The following is a 17,534-nucleotide window of genomic DNA, read 5'->3' as shown; positions in this document are numbered from 1 at the left end:
GACGGGGAGCACGTCAGCCACGCAGGGTCAGGCAGGCCACTCGCGCGCCCGCCGTACCGGCCTTTCCCGCATCGGTACGGGTGAGCTGCGCGTGCAGCACCAACGACCGGGGCGGCCGCACCGGATCGAACGTCCACGTCTGCTCCACCGCGACCGTGGCGGCGCCGCGCGGATCGGTGGTGAAGTCCAGCCACACCTCGTTGCGCGGGTTGGCGTACGCCGGGTTCACCGAGGGCGGCGACGGGTCTGCCTGGTGCTGGTAGTGCGGGCCGGCGTCGTCGGGCACCGAGGTGCAGGTCTTCGTGTGCAGGTGCGCGCCGTACGCCCGACGCGTCGCCAGGCCCGTGACTGCCAGCCGTACCCGGATCCCCTTGACGGTGGTGGCGACGGTGACCTGGGCCGTCGCACCCGGCGGGACGGCCGCGGAGTCGTAGGTGATCGCCTGGGTGCCCTCGGGAACGGGCTGGAAGGTGCCGGACGCCGTGCCCACCGTCAGCGGTGCCTGACCGGAATTGGTGGGCAGCGGGCCTCCGGAGCCCCGGGGGTCGGGGATGCCGCTGGAGACGATCCAGGGGCTGCCGGCGGGGGGCGGGGACGGGACGGTGGTCGGGATGGAGGTGCCGACCGTGTCCGAGCACCCCGCGAGCGCCGTGAGGGCGATGGTCAGAAAGGACAGAGTGCGGCGCATGGGCGAATTATGCCAAACAGCGGGAAATCGGGCGAGCATCCGCGAGGTGCTAGCTTTCTCCCGCCGTGGACGGAAGGCTGACGACACGGCGGCGTGGACGTGGAGGGAGCCGGAATGGGTTACGCGGTGGTGCTCGGGGAAGCACTCGTGGATCTTCTGGAGACCGTGCGTGACGGCGAGCTGATCTATCGGCAGGCGATCGGCGGCGCGCCCCTGAACGTGGCGGTCGGCGCCACCCGGCTCGGCGCCGAGGTTCGCTACGTCGGCTCCCTCGGCAACGACACGCTCGGCGACCGGATCGACGCGTTCCTGCGCGAGAGCGGGGTCGGCACCGCCTCGACGACCCGGGTGCCGGTGCCGACCACCCTGGCCGTCACCACCTTCGAGGGTGCGGAGCCGACCTTCCAGTTCTACGGCGAGCCCCCGTCCTACTCGCTGGTGCACCCGGAGGACGTCGACGAGGCCATGGTCGCGGGCGCCGACGTGCTCTACGCCGGCTCGATCGCGCTGATGCGCGAGCCCTTCCAGGCGGCGGCGCGCAAGGCCTGGTCGGTGCCGGGTCCGCTGCGGGTCTTTGACCCCAACGTACGCCCGAAGCTCCTGCCGGACGCCGCGGCGGTCGCCGCCCTGCGTGACCTGGTCGAAGAGTTCTTCGCCACCGCCGACCTGGTGAAGCTCAGCTCCGCGGACGCCGGCGTGCTGTGGGACGGCGCGACCCCCGCGGCCGCGGCCGAACGCATCCTCAAACTCGGCGCCCGCGCGGTCGTCGTCACCTGCGGCTCGCAGGGCGCCTATGTGGCGGCCGCGGACGGCTCGGCGATGCTGCCCGCCCCGACGGTCACCGCGGTCGACGCCACGGGTGCGGGCGACTCGGTCATGGGTGCCCTGGTGCGCAGCCTGCTCGCCGGCGGGATGCCGGCGGACGTCGCGGGGTGGCAGCAGTACGTGTCTTTCGCGCTCGCGGTGGCGGGCCTGGTGTGCGAACGCCACGGCGGTGCGGTGGCCATGCCCACCCAGGATGAGGTCACGGAGCGCTGGGCACCCTGATCCGCCGGCGCTGGCGGCCCTACGCCTCGCCGAGGGACTTCTGGATGAAGCGCTGCCGGTCGAGGATGACCCGCTCGACGCGGACCTCGGCCACCAGGTCCTCGCCGTCGCGGACGACGACGTCGAAGTGCAGCGTGCGTCCCTCCACCTTGGCCAGCGTGGCCAGGGCGGTGACCCGGTGCCCGACCGGCGTCGGCGCCCGGTGCTCCACCTCGGCGCGGGTGCCGACCGTCGTCACGCCTCCCGGCAACTGCCGGGCCGTCGCGGCGACCGTGGCGGCCTCGGCGAGGGCGAGAACCCGGGGTGTGCCGAGCACCGGCACGTCGCCGGAGCCGAGGGACTGTGCGGTGTCGGCATCGGTGACGGTCAGCTCGACCCGTGCGCTGAGACCGGCGGTGAACTCCGGAAGCTCCATGCCACCACCTTAGGGCCTGTCCCACCGATCATGGCGGCCCAGCTTCCGCCGTTCGGCGCCGCTGGTGACTATCGCGCCTGGAGCAGGATCCGGCCGTCCTGGCGTGCGCAGGTGCCCCAGCCGTTGCTGCTGCTCGTGCGCAGCACGTAGGCGCGGTTCTTCTCGAGGTCGGGGAACGTCATCGACACGGTCGAGTTCGACATCCGCGTCTCACCGCCCCTGGTGGCGACGACCCTCTTGTCCTGCAGCCGCTCCAGCCGGTAGACGAGGCTCGCCAGGGCCTGGGTGTTGGAGTTGTACGGCACGGCGTCCGGCATCGCGCCGCCCGTCGGGCCACCCCGGTATCCCCGCCACTGCGGGTAGTTGAAGGTGAAGGTCGCCGACCCTTTCCGGATGCTCATCGACGTGAACGGGCCGCGCGGGCGCGGATCGACAACTGCTCCGCGAGCCACCAGGCCTCCGCCAGGTCCCGGTCCTCGGCCACGCCGGATCGCCCGCCCGCGGTGTCCGCGTAGACCGTCGCCAGGCCCAGCCGCCGCTGGATCGGCCCCTGCACCACCCGGACGCTCTGCAGGCGGGCGTACGGCACCAGCGTCATCTCCCGGGTCAGCACGCCCGAGCGGGACACGAACACCTCCGCCGTCAGGCCGATGCCGAGGTAGCGCCGGCCGATCGGGTGCAGCCAGCGGGCCCGGGCCGGCGGCGCGACGGTGGCCAGCGCCGCGAGGTCGACGCCGGGCAGCACCTGGAAGACCAGCAGCCTGGCCGTCTCGAAGTCGCCGACGGGCAGCAGTCGGTCCGAGCGCTTGGCGTCGCCGTTCTGCGGGCCCGCGTACCCGGCTATGTCGAGCCGCAGGTGGAGCCAGCTCTTCACCCGCCACAGCAGGGGCCAGGTCACGCCGATCGTCTGGACCCGGTGCAGGGGCACGATCTGACTGCGGGTCTCCACCAGGCCGTAACGGACCGCCAGGCGGCCGTCGGGGTCCCGGGCCAGCCGGAAGTCCCAGTCCTGCAGCACGCGGCGCACCGGCTGAAGGATGACGCCGGCCATCGCGGTGACCGTGCTCGCGATGCCGACGAACGTCCAGGAGCCGTCGAGGACGAACTGCGTGATCACGAAGGCGACGCCGATGGGCAGGAAGAACGCCTGCGGCGTGAGCAACTGGCTGACCAGCAGGTCTCCGTGGTCGACCCGGAGCAGCGGCTGCTCGGGCGCCGGCGCGGCGTGCTCGGGCGCCGCCGGATCCACGGTGCCCGGGGCCCGCCCGGCGAGGGCGAGCAGCCGTCCCCGCAGCGCGGTGGCCTCGCGTACGGTCAGGTAGGCCAGCGGCGCCTCGGTCTTGCCGCCGCCGACCACCTCGAGGCGCAGCTCGGCCAGCCCGGTGAGCTGGGCGAGCAGCGGGCGGCGCAGCTCGACGGCCTGGAGCCGGTCGAGCGGGATGGCCCGGTTGCGGCGCCAGAGCAGGCCGTCCTGGATGCGCAGCTCCCGGCCGACGATGTGGTAGCCGGTGTTCAGCCACCCGATCACGGACAGGACGACCACGCCGAGGGCGAGCACGGCGACCACCAGGGCGAAGCGCTCCACGCCGACCTGGGAGAGCGTCTGCCAGCTGAGCGCGGCGACGATGACGGCGATGGACTTGGCGCCGTGCAGCAGAGGACTGAGCGGATGGAGGCGCTTGCGCGGCTCGCCACCGGTCTGCTCGCCGCCCTCGGCGCCCAGCGGCTCGGTCACGGGCTCGGCCACGGGCTCGGTCACAGGCCCTCGGCCCGGTCCTCGCCGAGCGCGGTCAGGCGGTCGCGCAGGCGGGCCGCCTCGTCCGGGGGAAGGCCGGGGACCCGGGCGTCGCTCGCCGCCGAGGCCGTGTGCAGCTGGACGGTCGCGAGCCGCAGGGCGCGCTCGAGCGGTCCGGCCGTGACGTCGACGAACTGCATGCGGGCGTACGGGACGATCGACAGCCGGCGGATCACCAGGCCGTGTCGGACCAGCAGGTCGTTGTCGCGTTCGGCGTAGCCCCAGGCCCGGACGGCGCGCACGGTGACGAGGGCGCGCCAGACGGCGAGCAGCGCGACCGCCGCCATGGCCACCGGCCAGGCCCAGAAATCGGTGATCACCCAGGCGGTCGCCAGGCCGGCGAGCAGGATGACGATCCAGGTCGCCAGGCCGACGAGCTCCACAGTGATCAGCTTGGGAGAGACCTGCCGCCAGTCGACCGTGTCGGGCCACGGCTCCAGCGCGCTCACCGCGTCGGGCCCGGCGGCGGGGTTGGCGGTGGTGGGGCCGGTGGCGGGGCTCGCCGGTGCGCTGGGCTCGGTCACGAAGCAGAGCCTAGGCCGTGGCGCGGAATTCGGTCACCTCGCGCAGGAAACCCCGGACGCCGAGAAAGTCGCCGAGGGTCACCCGATGTCGGGCGCAGGCGAGCCAGGTCTTTCTGTACTCCGGAGTGTGCAGCTTGGGGTTGTTCCACCGCAGCTCCCACTCGGCGGCCTCACGACAGCCCTTGGCGGAACACTGGGGTGCAAGCTCCTCGACCACTCCGGAAGCCTATCGACCGCTGGTCGCGGGGCGTCGGGAGGGGAGTTGAGCGCCGGGCGACCACGGGGGAAGTCGCCCGGCGACGCGCTGAATGTTACACGGCTCATCCGGCCCGTCGTCTACCCGCGGGGCGTGCCCGTCCGTGCGTATCGCGCAGAAAGATCGACATGTTCGTACCCTTGCGGTCGGCGCGTAATACCGCTCCGCCGGACCGCTTCCCGCATGGTCGTGTAAGTCTTGAGCGTCGGCATCCGCGCCGACACGACCGCGAAGCGCGACACCCTGGAGGACCGGTGGCCGAGCCGACCACGCCCGAGGGCCCGACCACCGGGCCCGCCACGATGGGTACGCCGGTGCCACCCGCGCAGGACGCCACGCAGCTCGAGCGTGCGATGTTCGAGGTCAAGCGCGTGATCGTCGGGCAGGACCGGATGATCGAGCGGATGTTCGTCGCGCTGCTGGCCCGGGGGCACTGCCTGCTCGAGGGCGTGCCCGGCGTGGCCAAGACCCTCGCGGTGGAGACCCTGGCGCGGGTGGTCGGCGGCTCCTTCTCCCGGGTGCAGTTCACTCCCGACCTGGTGCCCGCCGACATCGTCGGCACCCGGATCTACCGGCAGTCCAGCGAGAAGTTCGACGTCGAGCTCGGCCCGGTGTTCGTCAACTTCCTGCTCGCCGACGAGATCAACCGGGCCCCGGCGAAGGTGCAGTCGGCCCTGCTCGAGGTCATGGCCGAGCACCAGGTGTCGATCGGCGGCGAGAGCCACCGGGTGCCGGACCCGTTCCTGGTGATGGCGACGCAGAACCCGATCGAGCAGGAGGGCGTCTACCCCCTGCCGGAGGCGCAGCGCGACCGCTTCCTGATGAAGATCCTCGTGGGCTATCCGACCGACGCCGAGGAACGCGAGATCGTCTACCGGATGGGCGTCAGCGCGCCCGAGCCGAAGCAGGTCTTCACCTCCGAGGACCTGCTCGGCCTGCAACGCCGCGCCGACCAGGTCTTCGTCCACAACGCGCTCGTCGACTACACCGTGCGGCTCGTGCTCGCCACCCGCGCCCCGGCCCAGCACGGCATGCCGGACGTCGCCCAGCTCATCCAGTACGGCGCCAGCCCGCGCGCCTCGCTCGGCATCGTGCGCGCCACCCGGGCGCTGGCGCTGCTCCGGGGCCGTGACTACGCCCTGCCGCAGGACGTGCAGGACATCGCGCCGGACATCCTGCGGCACCGGCTCGTGCTCAGCTACGACGCGCTCGCGGACGACATCCCGGCCGACCACATCGTGGCCCGCGTCATGGCCAGCGTGCCGATGCCGTCGGTGTCCGCCCGCCAGGACGCGGGGGTGAACGGCCATGCCGCACCCGCCTCCGGCATTCCGGCTCCGGCGAGCGGCGGCCCGGCGTTCGGCACCCCCTCACCCTCGGGTGGCGGCGGGCCGGCCTACGGCGTGCAGCACCCGCACCAGTCCGCCTGGCCGGGACAGCAGTGACGGTCCACTCGTGACGACAGCCTCCGGATCCGGCACGGCGCGGGCTGAGGCCGTCCTCTCGCGCCTGCAGCTCCTGGTGACCCGCAAGCTCGACGGGTTGCTCCAGGGCGACTACGCCGGACTGCTGCCCGGGCCGGGCAGCGAGGCGGGGGAGAGCCGGGAATACCGCCCCGGCGACGACGTGCGCCGGATGGACTGGCCGGTCACCGCGCGTACGACGTTGCCGCACGTCCGGCGTACGGTCGCCGACCGTGAGCTGGAAACCTGGATGGCGATCGACCTGTCGGCGAGCCTGGACTTCGGTACCGCCCAGTGTCTCAAGAGCGACCTGGTGCTGGCGGCGGCCACCGCGATGGCGCACCTCACCGTGCGTGGCGGCAACCGGATCGGCGCGGTCGTCGGCACCGGCGCGGGCGTGGCCGAGGAGCCGGGCGGCGGCGGTTGGTGGCCCCGCAAGCGGCAGGCCGTGGTGGAGCCCACGGCCGCGCCGGTCGTGCGCCTGCCCGCGCGACCCGGGCGCAAGGAGGCTCAGGGTTTGCTGCGGGCCATCGCGCGTACCCGGATCAGGCCCGGTCGCACCGATCTGGGTGAGTTGATCGACATGCTGAACCGGCCGCCGCGCCGCCGGGGTGTCGCCGTGGTGGTCTCGGACTTCCTGGCACCCGTCGACGGCTGGGCGAGGCCCGTGCGCAAGCTCGCGGTGCGGCACGACGTGCTCGCGATCGAGGTCGTCGACCCCCGGGAACTGGAGCTGCCGGACGTCGGTGTGCTGACCCTCGCCGACCCGGAGACCGGAGTGCTGCACGAGGTGCGCACGAGCGATCCGGACCTGCGGGTGCGGTACGCCGAGGCGGCCGGGCAGCAGCGCGGCGAGATCGCCCGGGCGTTGCGCGCGGCCGGGGCCGCCCACCTGAGACTGCGTACCGACACCGACTGGCTGCTCGACATGGTCCGTTTCGTGGCCGCCCAACGACACGCTCGCACCCGGGGGACCACCCGATGATCCGTTTCCTGCAGCCGTGGTGGCTGCTCGCCGTGCTTCCCGTGCTCCTGGTGGTCGGTGCCTACGTCTGGCGCCAGTTCCGCAAGCGCCAGTACGCGATGAAGTTCACCAACGTGGACCTGTTGCGCTCACTCGCGCCCAAGGGCCTGGGCTGGCGCCGTCACGTGGCCGCCGCGGCGTCTCTGCTCAGCCTGTTCGTGCTGGCCCTGGCGATGGCGCGGCCGTCGGTCGACAAGGAGGAGCCGCTGGAGCGGGCCACCGTGATGCTGGCCATCGACGTGTCGCTGTCGATGGAGGCCGACGACGTCGCCCCGAACCGCATCGAGGCGGCGCAGGAGGCCGCCAAGGCGTTCGTGCAGGAGCTGCCACCCTCCTACAACCTGGGTCTGGTGTCGTTCGCCAAGGCCGCGAACGTGCTGGTCTCCCCGACGAAGGACCGCGCGGCGGTCATCGCCGGCATCGACGGGCTGACGCTGGCCGAGGCGACGGCGACCGGCGAGGCCGTGTTCACCTCGCTGGAGGCGATCCGCTCGGTGCCGGCGGACGGGGCTGACGGTGCGCCGCCGGCGCGGATCGTGCTGCTCTCCGACGGCTACCGCACCTCGGGGCGCTCGGTGGAGGACGCGGCCACGGCCGCGGAGGCGGCGAACGTCCCGGTCTCGACGATCGCCTTCGGTACGGACACCGGCGTCGTCGACATCCGGGGGGTGCTCCAGCGCGTACCGGTGGATCGGCTCTCGTTGCAGCAGCTGGCGGAGAAGACGAAGGGCTATTTCTACGAAGCCGCCTCGGTCAGCGAGCTGAAGCAGGTCTACGAGGACATGGGCAGCTCGATCGGGCACCGGGTGCAAGCCGAGGAGATCACCCAGTGGTACGCCGGAGCGGCGCTGCTGTTGGGCCTGGCGGCCGCGGCGATGAGCCTGCTCTGGACCTCACGGCTGCCGTAGCACCCATGGCCCCCAACCTGTTCGGTCGCGGCTCCTGGCCCGAGGCTCGGCGCATCGCCGACGTGCTCCGCAAGGAGACGATCGGCGGGGCGTTGCTGCTCGCCGGGGCACTGATCGCGCTGGTCTGGGCCAACTCGCCGTGGGCGCGGAGCTACCACGACCTGCTGAGCCTCACGATCGGACCCGCCGCCTGGCATCTCGACCTCTCCCTGGCCACCTGGGCGGCCGACGGCCTGCTGGCGATCTTCTTCTTCGTCGCCGGTCTCGAGCTCAAGCGCGAGTTCGTCGCCGGGGATCTGCGGGACCCCCGCCGGGCGGCGGTTCCGGTGGCCGCCGCCGTCGGCGGTGTCGCCGTGCCCGCGCTGATCTACACCGCCGTCAACCTCGGCGGGGCGGTCCGTGGCTGGGCGATCCCGACCGCCACCGACATCGCGTTCGCCCTCGCCGTGCTCGCGGTCATCGGGCGGTGCCTTCCCTCAGCGCTGCGGACGTTCCTGCTCACCCTCGCGGTGGTCGACGACCTGCTCGCCATCGTGATCATCGCGGTGTTCTACACCGCGCACCTGTCGGTGCTGCCGTTGGTCGGGGCCCTCGTGCCGCTCGTCCTGTTCACCATGCTGGTGCAGCGCCGCATCCGCTCCTGGTGGCTGCTGCTGCCGTTGGCCTTCGCCGCCTGGGCGCTGGTGCACGCCTCCGGGGTGCACGCCACCGTCGCCGGGGTCCTGCTGGGGTTCGCGGTGCCGGTGCTGCGCCGCGACGGGGGCGACGCGCCGGGACTGGCGGAACACTTCGAGCACCGGTTCCGTCCGCTGTCCGCCGGGGTAGCGGTGCCGATCTTCGCGCTGATGTCGGCCGGGGTCACGATCGGCGGCCTCGACGGCCTTTCCGCGGCGCTCACCGATCCGGTGGCGGTCGGTGTCGTCGCGGGCCTGGTCCTGGGCAAGCCGGTCGGCATCACGCTCGCGACCTGGCTGACCGCCCGGTTCACCCGGGCGAGCCTCGACGCCGGGCTGGCCTGGATCGACGTGGTCGGCCTCGCGGTGCTCGGCGGGATCGGCTTCACCGTGTCCCTGCTGATCGGCGAACTGTCGTTCGGCGCCGGCACCGCCCGTGACGGCCACGTCAAGGTGGCCGTGCTGACCGGCTCCCTGGCGGCGGCGGTGGTGGCGACCGTCATCCTGCGGCTGCGGAACCGCACCTACCGACGCCTGCGTGAGGCGGAACAGGTCGACGCCGACGGCAACGACATCCCGGACGTTTACGAGAGATGAGCCGGTGACCCGGGTGTGCAGAGGTCGACCCAGACCTGCTTGCCGCCCTGGTGGTCGCGAACTCCCCAGCGGGCGGTCAGCGCCTCGATGAGGGCGATCCCGCGTCCCCCGCACGAGTCGGCGTCGCGACGCCGGGGGATGGCTGACGAGCCGTCGGCGACCAGCAGGGTCACCTGGCCGTCGTGGCATTCCAGGCTCACTTCGACGCATCCGCCGCCGTGGCGCACGGCGTTGGTCACCAGCTCGCTGATCACCACGGTGGCCTGGTCGAGCCAGATTTCGTCCCGGTAGCCCCAGCCCGTGAGCACGGCCTTGGTGGCGTGCCGCGCCGCCCGGGGCGGGCGCCACGGCCAAACCCGCGGCCGCCATCATCGCACGATCGTGGGATGGCGGACATCGATGACTTTTGCCGACGGGTCCTTTACTTTCGGTCGCCACCACACATAGATTGCTGTCAATTGATGGAAGGTTCGCGACGTTGCCGCATCCGGATGGAGATCGCATGGACGACAACGTTGTCACCCGGGCCGTGTCGCGCCGCTCGGTGCTGACCGCCGGGGCCGCCGGGCTGGCCGTGCCCGCGGTCGCGGCCGGCGTTTCCCTCGCGGGACGACCCGCCGGCGCCACGGCGGGCGCCACCCGCGGGATCACCGTCTACGCCGAGGCCCTACCCGGCGGGCTCTACGGCTACGGACTGGCGCCGGGGCAGGCGTCCGTGCCCGGACCGGTCCTTCAGATGTGGGAGGGCGACACCCTCGAGATCACCCTGGTGAACCGCACCGACCAGCGGCTGTCCATCCATCCGCACGGTGTCGACTACAGCACCGACTCCGACGGCAGCCCGCTGAACGCGTCCTTCAACGGCCCGGGCGAGACGCGTACCTATGTCTGGCGGTCCCGCGAGATGGTCGCGGCCGAGGGGCGACGCTTCCTGCCGGGCAGCGCCGGCTACTGGCATTACCACGATCACGCGATGGGTACGGACCACGGCACCGCCGGCATCGCCAAGGGCCTCTACGGCGCGCTGATCGTGCGCCGCCGCGGCGACGCGCTGCCGGAGAAGCAGTTCACCGTCGTATTCAACGACATGTTGATCAACAACAAAAACGCGCCGAACACGCCGATGTTCGAGGCAAACCTCGGGCAGCGGGTCGAGTGGATCGCCATCGGCCACGGCGGCACCTTCCACACCTTCCACCTGCACGCCCACCGGTGGGCGGACAACCGGACCGGCCTGCTCGAGGGGCCCGCCGACCCGAGCGCCGTCATCGACACCAAGGACCTGAACCCGGGCGGCTCGTTCGGGTTCCAGGTCCTGGCCGGCGCGGGTGTCGGCCCGGGCGTGTGGATGTACCACTGCCACGTCCAGTTCCATTCCGACGGCGGCATGGCCGGGCTCTTCCTCGTCCGTAACGCCGACGGCAGCATGCCGCCCGGCGCCGAGGAGGCCATCCACCGTTTCCACGGCCACGCGCACAGCGCGCATCATGAAGGGGTGCGGAGATGAGACATCGGATCGGTCTCGCGGCGATCGCGGTGGCCGCGCTGCTCATCGGCTCGACGCCGGTCGTGGCGGTCGCCGTCGCGACGGAGGCGGCGCGGGAGCCCTTGCGCGTCCTCGTCTTCCACGGCCCGGCGGCCGACCAGCAGGACCCGGTCGAACGCGCCGCGCAGACCATCGAGGACCTGGCGGGCGCCGACGACCTCGCGGTGACCCGGTCGAGCGACCCGGCGGTGTTCTCCCCGGCCAGGCTGGCGCCCTATCGCGCGGTGGTGTTCCTGTCGGCCACCGGCGCCGGCCTCGGCCGGGAGCAGGAGTCGGCGCTGGAGAGCTACATCAAGGCCGGTGGGGGATTCCTCGGCATCGGCGACGCCGCCCGGGCCCAGCTCGACTCCGCCTGGTTCACCGGCTTGATCGGCACGCGCCCCGCCGGCAGCATCCCCGCGACCGAACCCGTGACGCGCGTCGGCGCCAACGCGGAGAACCCACCCAACGAGACCAAGGAGAAGCTCAGCGACGGCGACGCGAACACCAAGTGGCTCGCGCGCACCCCGACCGCCTGGATCACGTACGAGCTGAGCCGGCCCACCGCGATCAGCGGCTACGCCCTCACCTCCGCCAACGACGCACCCGGCCGTGACCCGAAGGACTGGACGTTACAAGGATCCAACGACGGTACGACGTGGACGGACCTCGACCGGCGTACCGAGCAGACATTCCCGGACCGCTTCCAGACCCGCAGATTCGACGTCGCCGCCCCCCGCGAGTTCGGCAGCTACCGGCTCTCGGTCACCGCGAACGGCGGTGAGCCGTACACCCAGCTCGCCGACCTGCGGCTGTTCACCGGTGCCGTGACCACGCCGCCGCCCCCGGCCGTGCGCGAGGCCGTGGTGGACGTCCTGGACCGGCAGCATCCCGCGACCCGAACCCTGCCGGCGACGCTGCGGCGCGCGGACCGCTGGATCAACTGGGACCCCAACCCGATCGGCGCGGTGCACACCCTCGCGCAGGTCGAGGAGCGGTTCTACGACCCGGGCCCGGGCGCCAACGGCCCGTTCCACCCGGTCTCCTGGTGCCGCGACTACGACGGCGGCCGGTCCTTCTACACCGGCATGGGTCACACCGCGGACGGCTACGCCGAACCCGGCTTCCGCGGCCACCTCAGCGGTGCCCTGCGCTGGACCACGGGTATCCAGCGCGGCGACTGCCAGGCGACCATCGCCGCGAACTACTCCGTCGAACGGCTCACCGCGGCCAACCAGCCCGGCCGGCTCGACCAGATCGGAGAGCCGCACGGGCTGACCATCGCACCGGACGGCACGGTGCTCTACGTCGGCAAGGCCGCGTGCCCCAGCGGCCCGATCGTCGACTGGGACAACCCGGACGTGGGTCTGGGCTGCGGCACCATCCACGCGTACGACCCGGCGACCAAACGGGTCACCCTGCTCACCACGCTGCGGGTCATGGGCAACCGGGGCAGTGGCTCGGAACTGGTGAAGAACGAGGAGGGGCTGCTCGGCATCGTGACCGACCCCGCCTTCGCCACCAACGGCTGGCTCTACGTCTTCTGGATGCCGCACGAGTCAATCGACCGGGAGAACCGGATCGGGCAGCGCACCGTCTCGCGGTTCACCTATGACCGGGCGGCCGCGACGATCGACCAGTCCACCCGCAAGGACCTGCTGAAATTCCCGGTGCAGATCCACAGCTGCTGCCACGCGGGCGGCGGCATGGCCTTCGACCACCAGGGCAACCTCTACGTCGGCTCCGGCGACAACAACTCGTCCGAGGGCTCGCTCGGCTACTCCGGCAACAACTGGACCGCGGAATACAAGGGCATCTCCTACCAGGACGCGCGGCGCACCGCCGGGAACACCAACGACCTCGCCGGCAAGATCATTCGCATCCATCCGGAACCCGACGGCACGTACACGATCCCGCCGGGCAATCTCTTCCCGCCCGGCACCGCGAAGACCCGGCCGGAGATCTACGTGATGGGCGTGCGCAACATCGCGCGGCTGGCCGTCGACCCGGTGCACCGGTGGCTCACCGCCGGCTGGGTCGGGCCGGACGCCCCCGCGCCGAGCCCCACCCTCGGCCCGGCCAAGTACGAGACCGCCACGATCATCACCTCCGCGGGCAACCAGGGCTGGCCCTACTGCATGGGCAACCGGCAGCCCTACCGCGACCGCAGCAACACCGACGCCACCGTGCTCACCGGCTGGTACGACTGCGACGACCTGACGAACACCTCGCCGCGCAACACCGGACGGGTCGGGCTTCCGCCCGCCCGCGACAACATGATCTGGTACGCGCCCGGCGGCGGTGGGCCCGTCTTCCCCACCCGTACGGACGGCAGCGGACTGCCCACCTACAACGCCGCCGACGCCACCTACACCCAGCCCTACCTGCGCGGCGGCGGACAGGCGATCATGTCGGGACCGACGTACCACCGGGAGCTCGTCGACACCGCCAGCGGGGTGGCGTGGCCGGCGTACTGGGACGACAAGTGGTTCATCGGCGACCAGTCGAACTCGCAGAACCGCGTCGCCGTCACCGTCGACCCGGCCGGCGTGCCGAGCCAGCGGCCGCCGCTCTTCGGCGAGTCCCTGCGCGCGATCATCCCGGCCGGTAACGGCGACACCCGGCTGCAAAGCTGGATGGACGCCAAGTTCGGCAGCGACGGCGCGCTCTACCTGCTCGACTACGGCGGCGGATTCTTCAGCCTGCACTCCAACCAGAAGCTGATCCGGATCACCTACCGAGGCGGGCCCGCCACACCCGCACCGTCGGCGTCCTCGGTGGCGGTGCAGAACAAGCCGCTGACCGTCGCGTTCACCGGTGCCCGCGCCGGCGGCGTCTCCCACCGGTGGGAGTTCGGCGACGGTGCCACCTCGGCCGAGGCGAACCCCCGACACACCTACACCGAGCCGGGTACGTACGCGGCAAAGCTGACCGTGACCTACGCCGACGGCGAGACCGCGACCACACGGATCACCGTGACGGCCGGCTGCCCGACGCCCGACCGCCGCGACACCGTATGGCTGGCGGAGGCGGACACCGGCGTGCCCAACCGGCCGGCCGGCGGCGACTGCACGATCAACGACCTCATCGACGACGAGAGCACCTGGCCGGACCACGACAGCTTCGTTCGCCACGTCACCACCGTCGCCGACGGGCTGCGCGACGACGGTCTGATCGGCGGGCGCGAGGCGGGCACGCTGACCCGGGCGGCCGCGGGCTCGCCGATCGGACGCCCGGGCCACACCGGATACGAGCCGCTGTTCGACGGCACCGCCGAGTCGCTGCTCGCCTGGCAGCAGGCCGGCCCCGGCGCGTTCACCATCCAGCCGGACGGCTCGCTGCGCACCGGTGGCGGACTGGGCATGCTCTGGTACGCCCGGCGCCCGTACGGCGACTTCTCGCTGAAGCTGAAGTTCCGCGACGTGTCACCGGGCGCGGGCCGCGCCAACAGCGGCGTCTTCGTCCGCTTCCCCGACCCCCGCATCCCGCTGGACCAGCGCCCGCCCGGCAGCTGCGGCACCGTGGGATCGGCGCGGACGTCCGCGGCCTGGGTGGCGATCTACTGCGGACACGAGATCCAGATCTACGACGGCGACACCGGCGAACCGCAGAAAACCGGCGCGATCTACAACTTCGACCCGGTGCCGCTAGTCGGCCCCGTGCCGAAGAATCAGTGGAGCGACTACGAGATCCGGGTCACCGGCCAGCACTACACGGTGGTGCGCGACGGTGTGGTGATCAACGAGTTCGACAACACCCCCGGCAAGCAGTCCGCACGCCCCGGTGATCCGCCGACGGATCTGCGGCAGTTCGCCTCGGGCTTCCTCGGCCTGCAGAACCACGGCGACGCCGACCTCATCGAATTCCGCGACATCCGGATCCGCGAGCTCTAGCCATGTTCCTGCTGAGCTTGCTGCTCTTCGTCACCGCGGGCCTCGTCGCGCCGTCGCCGGCGGTCGCCGCCGCCGCCGTCCTCACCTGGACCGCCGACGACGACATCACCCGCTACAAGTCCGCGCCCGCGCAGGCCGTGGCCGGTGCGACCACGATCGTCTTCGAGAACAGCGCGGCCACCGGCAACACCACCGGAATGCCGCACACCCTCACCTTCGACACCACGACGACGGGCTACAACCACGACGTCACCCTGAACATCCTGGCCGGCCCGTTCGACACCAACAACGGCCGCCACGAGGCCACGGTCACCCTCACGCCCGGCCGCTACCGCTACTTCTGCGCGATCCCCGGCCACGGCCAGATGGCCGGCGAACTGGTGGTCACCGACGGCGGCGGTGGACCGGACACCACCGCGCCCACGGTCGCCGCCGAGGTGGCGGGACAGCGGAATCCGTCCGGGGAATACCTGGGCCGGGCCACCGTGACCGTCGCCGCCTCCGACACCGGATCCGGTGTGGACAGGGTCGAATACCGGCTCGACGACGCCGGCTTCACGCCGTACACCCGCCCGCTCGAGATCGAGGCGATCGGCGACCACGTGGTCCGATACCGCGCCACGGACCGGGCGGGAAACGTCAGCGAGACCGGCTCGGTGTCGTTCCGCGTCGTCGAGCGGCCACCACAGGACACCACACCCCCGACAGTGTCGGCCCAGATCTCCGGGTCGCGCGACCCGTCCGGCAATTACCTCGGTACGGCCACAGTCACGATCACCGCCACCGACGCCGGATCCGGGGTGTCCGGAGTGGAGTACAAGCTCCACGGCGGGGCGTTCGTCGCGTACACCACACCGCTGGTGATCGACGCGGTGGGAACACACATGGTGCACTTCCGCGCCACCGACGCCGCTGGCAACACCTCGGCGGAGCAGATGGTCGGGTTCACCATCGTCACGCCGCCCGTCGACGACACCACGCCCCCGCAGACCTCGGCGTCCGTGACCGGCGAACGGGACACGTCCGGCGCCTACCTCGGCCGCGCGACGGTGACCATCGCCGCCACCGACACCGGCTCCGGCGTCGCCACGGTCCAGTACGCCCTCGACGCCGGGCCGTGGACGACCTACGGCACCCCGGTGGTCGTGTCCGCGACGGGCGCGCACACCGTCCGCTATCGGGCCACGGACGTGTCGGGCAACTCCGCCTCGGAGAAGACGGTCACCTTCACGGTGGTGCCGCCGGGCGCGGACGCCTGCCCCAACTCCGACACCCGGCCGACGGTGACCATTGGCGCCGAGGACACCGGCATCGCCAATGTGGACACCGGCGACGGCTGCACCATCAACGACCTGATCGCCGAGCACGCCCCGTACCCCGACCACGGCACGTTCGTCCGCCACGTCGAGGCGGTCACCGGCCCGCTGGTCGCCGCCGGCACGCTGACCCTCCGGCAGCAGGGCGTCATCGTCCGGGCGGCGGCACGCTCGGACGTCGGAAACCGCACCCACGGACCTGGAGCAGCCCGATGAGACGTACCGTCGCCGTCCTGAGCACCGCCATCGCCGTCTCGGCCCTGATGGCCACTCCCCGCGCCCACGCCGGCCTGGTCACCTACTGCGTCGGCACCGGCGGCGCGGTGACCGTCCCCAACGACCTGCACGTGCCGGCGGGCGAATCCTGCGCCCTCACCGGCACAACCGTCACCGGCAACGTCAGCGTCGCCCCGGGCGCCAACCTCGTGGTCACCGGAGGCCGCCTGAGCGGCCAAATCCAGATCGCCGCGGACGGCTACCTCGACGCCACGGACACCACCATCGGCGGCGCGGTCGAGCTGGCCTCCGGCGGCTACGGCATCTTCCTCAGGAACGTCCACAGCGGCGAGGTCACCATCCGCGCCAAGGGCACCGCGACGATCGACAGCTTCCTGTTCGCCGAACACACCACGATCGAGGGCAACGTCGCCACGAACGCCGGCGAGGTGCGCCTCGACCGAACCACACAGGTCACGGGCAACGTCAGCAGCTCCGGCACTTACTACACGGATCTGCACGACTCGTTCGTCGACGGCACGTTCTCCGTGCTCAACAGCGCCACCGGCAGCGTCGTGTGCGGCAGCGCGGTTCGCGGCCGGGCGACCTTCGCCGGGAATCTCGGCGGGGTGCAGCTCGGCCCACACGGAAGCCTCGACGGCTGCGCGTCCGGCGGCTATTGGGGACGTGACGTCAGCATCACGAACACCACCGGCGGGGTTACGGTCGACGACACCATCATCGACGGGCAGCTGACGCTGACCGCGAACAACCCGGTGGCCCGCGTGGCGACAAACAACCGCATCCGCGGCGGCGTCGTCGGCGAGCAGGCGCCGCCCGGTGGCGGTTCGTCGCGGGCCGCGGCGGACATGTCCGCCGTCGATCGCGTCGTTGATGGTTCGTTGGGGGACGAGGTTGCTGGTGGCCCTTCGGGGGCCCGCGTTAGTGGCCCCTCTGGGGACGGCGTTGCTGGGGACCGTGTTGCTGGCGACCGCGACGCGGGGGACCGGCGTACCGGCACGCGGCGGGCGGCTGCCGTTGAGGAAGCCCGCGCGGCCGGCGACGCCGGTCTCTGATGGGTGCTGTCGGGGTTAGCGGCCCCTCTGGGGACGGCGTTGCTGGGGACCGTGTTGCTGGCGACCGCGACGCGGGGGACCGGCGTACCGGCACGCGGCGGGCGGCTGCCGTTGAGG

Annotated in this window: 15 protein-coding genes and 1 pseudogene; 9 read left to right on the top strand and 7 right to left on the bottom strand. The window is 72.0% G+C overall.

Annotated elements, in window-relative coordinates; genetic code table 11:
• Positions 1-13: 13 nt before the first annotated feature.
• Positions 14-688, bottom strand: a complete 675-nt coding sequence (locus tag AB0M36_RS30390) for a superoxide dismutase (protein ID WP_364164345.1) — start codon at positions 686-688, stop codon at positions 14-16.
• A gap of 114 nt (positions 689-802) precedes the next feature.
• On the opposite strand from AB0M36_RS30390, the gene AB0M36_RS30385 reads away from it, so the two are divergent.
• Positions 803-1,735: a carbohydrate kinase gene (locus AB0M36_RS30385; protein ID WP_364164342.1), complete on the top strand. Its 933-nt coding sequence runs from the start codon at positions 803-805 to the stop codon at positions 1,733-1,735.
• A 19-nt stretch (positions 1,736-1,754) separates the two neighbouring features.
• Here AB0M36_RS30385 and AB0M36_RS30380 read toward each other — a convergent pair whose 3' ends face one another.
• The 5 genes from AB0M36_RS30380 to AB0M36_RS30360 all read right to left on the bottom strand — a co-directional run bounded on the left by AB0M36_RS30380 (position 1,755) and on the right by AB0M36_RS30360 (position 4,686).
• Positions 1,755-2,150 (bottom strand): hotdog domain-containing protein, encoded by a 396-nt coding sequence (locus tag AB0M36_RS30380; protein WP_364164340.1) that lies wholly within the window; start codon positions 2,148-2,150, stop codon positions 1,755-1,757.
• 68 nt (positions 2,151-2,218) lie between these two features.
• Complete coding sequence (locus AB0M36_RS30375) at positions 2,219-2,551, bottom strand: hypothetical protein (protein ID WP_364164338.1); 333 nt, start codon at positions 2,549-2,551, stop codon at positions 2,219-2,221.
• A complete protein-coding gene (locus AB0M36_RS30370; RefSeq protein WP_364164522.1) occupies positions 2,548-3,885 on the bottom strand; it encodes a PH domain-containing protein in 1,338 nt (445 codons plus the stop codon). The genes AB0M36_RS30375 and AB0M36_RS30370 overlap by 4 nt, the downstream gene beginning before the upstream one ends.
• A 20-nt stretch (positions 3,886-3,905) precedes the next feature.
• Positions 3,906-4,394: a PH domain-containing protein gene (locus AB0M36_RS30365; protein WP_364164519.1), complete on the bottom strand. Its 489-nt coding sequence runs from the start codon at positions 4,392-4,394 to the stop codon at positions 3,906-3,908.
• Positions 4,395-4,479: 85 nt separating this feature from the next.
• Positions 4,480-4,686 carry a hypothetical protein gene (locus AB0M36_RS30360; RefSeq protein ID WP_364164335.1) on the bottom strand — a complete coding sequence of 69 codons (207 nt, stop codon included), beginning with the start codon at positions 4,684-4,686 and terminating at the stop codon, positions 4,480-4,482.
• A 293-nt stretch (positions 4,687-4,979) separates the two neighbouring features.
• Between AB0M36_RS30360 and AB0M36_RS30355 the strand changes: the two genes are divergently transcribed.
• Genes AB0M36_RS30355 through nhaA form a run of 4 tightly spaced genes read left to right on the top strand, consistent with a single transcriptional unit; the run spans position 4,980 to position 9,391 of the window.
• Complete coding sequence (locus AB0M36_RS30355; RefSeq protein ID WP_364164332.1) at positions 4,980-6,170, top strand: MoxR family ATPase; 1,191 nt, start codon at positions 4,980-4,982, stop codon at positions 6,168-6,170.
• Between the two features lie 10 nt (positions 6,171-6,180).
• Positions 6,181-7,173 (top strand): DUF58 domain-containing protein, encoded by a 993-nt coding sequence (locus AB0M36_RS30350; protein WP_364164329.1) that lies wholly within the window; start codon positions 6,181-6,183, stop codon positions 7,171-7,173.
• Positions 7,170-8,120, top strand: coding sequence for a VWA domain-containing protein (locus tag AB0M36_RS30345; protein WP_364164326.1), 951 nt, complete (start codon positions 7,170-7,172; stop codon positions 8,118-8,120). The genes AB0M36_RS30350 and AB0M36_RS30345 overlap by 4 nt, the downstream gene beginning before the upstream one ends.
• Positions 8,121-8,125: 5 nt before the next feature.
• Positions 8,126-9,391 carry a Na+/H+ antiporter NhaA gene (gene nhaA, locus AB0M36_RS30340; protein WP_364164324.1) on the top strand — a complete coding sequence of 422 codons (1,266 nt, stop codon included), beginning with the start codon at positions 8,126-8,128 and terminating at the stop codon, positions 9,389-9,391.
• Here the strand turns inward: nhaA and AB0M36_RS30335 are convergent.
• A pseudogene (locus AB0M36_RS30335) lies at positions 9,379-9,714 on the bottom strand (ATP-binding protein); the annotation flags it as partial. The gene nhaA and the pseudogene AB0M36_RS30335 sit on opposite strands and share 13 nt — an antisense overlap.
• Before the next feature lie 179 nt (positions 9,715-9,893).
• Between AB0M36_RS30335 and AB0M36_RS30330 the strand changes: the two are divergent.
• The 4 genes from AB0M36_RS30330 to AB0M36_RS30315 are packed head-to-tail and all read left to right on the top strand — an operon-like array spanning position 9,894 to position 17,417.
• The gene (locus AB0M36_RS30330; protein ID WP_364164321.1) at positions 9,894-10,898 is read left to right on the top strand and encodes a multicopper oxidase domain-containing protein; all 1,005 of its coding nucleotides are present in this window, start codon (positions 9,894-9,896) and stop codon (positions 10,896-10,898) included.
• Positions 10,895-14,809 carry a ThuA domain-containing protein gene (locus tag AB0M36_RS30325; protein ID WP_364164318.1) on the top strand — a complete coding sequence of 1,305 codons (3,915 nt, stop codon included), beginning with the start codon at positions 10,895-10,897 and terminating at the stop codon, positions 14,807-14,809. The genes AB0M36_RS30330 and AB0M36_RS30325 overlap by 4 nt, the downstream gene beginning before the upstream one ends.
• A 2-nt stretch (positions 14,810-14,811) precedes the next feature.
• Entirely contained in the window at positions 14,812-16,341 is a 1,530-nt protein-coding gene (locus AB0M36_RS30320; protein WP_364164316.1) for a copper-binding protein, read from the top strand.
• On the top strand, positions 16,338-17,417 hold the full coding sequence (locus tag AB0M36_RS30315; RefSeq protein WP_364164313.1) for a hypothetical protein: 1,080 nt from the start codon (positions 16,338-16,340) through the stop codon (positions 17,415-17,417). Before AB0M36_RS30320 ends, AB0M36_RS30315 begins: the two co-directional genes overlap by 4 nt.
• The last annotated feature ends 117 nt before the right edge of the window (positions 17,418-17,534 follow it).

This window comes from Actinoplanes sp. NPDC051346 (assembly GCF_040682215.1).
Taxonomy (GTDB): Bacteria; Actinomycetota; Actinomycetes; order Mycobacteriales; family Micromonosporaceae; genus Actinoplanes.
This window is presented reverse-complemented; position numbering and strand designations above follow the sequence as displayed.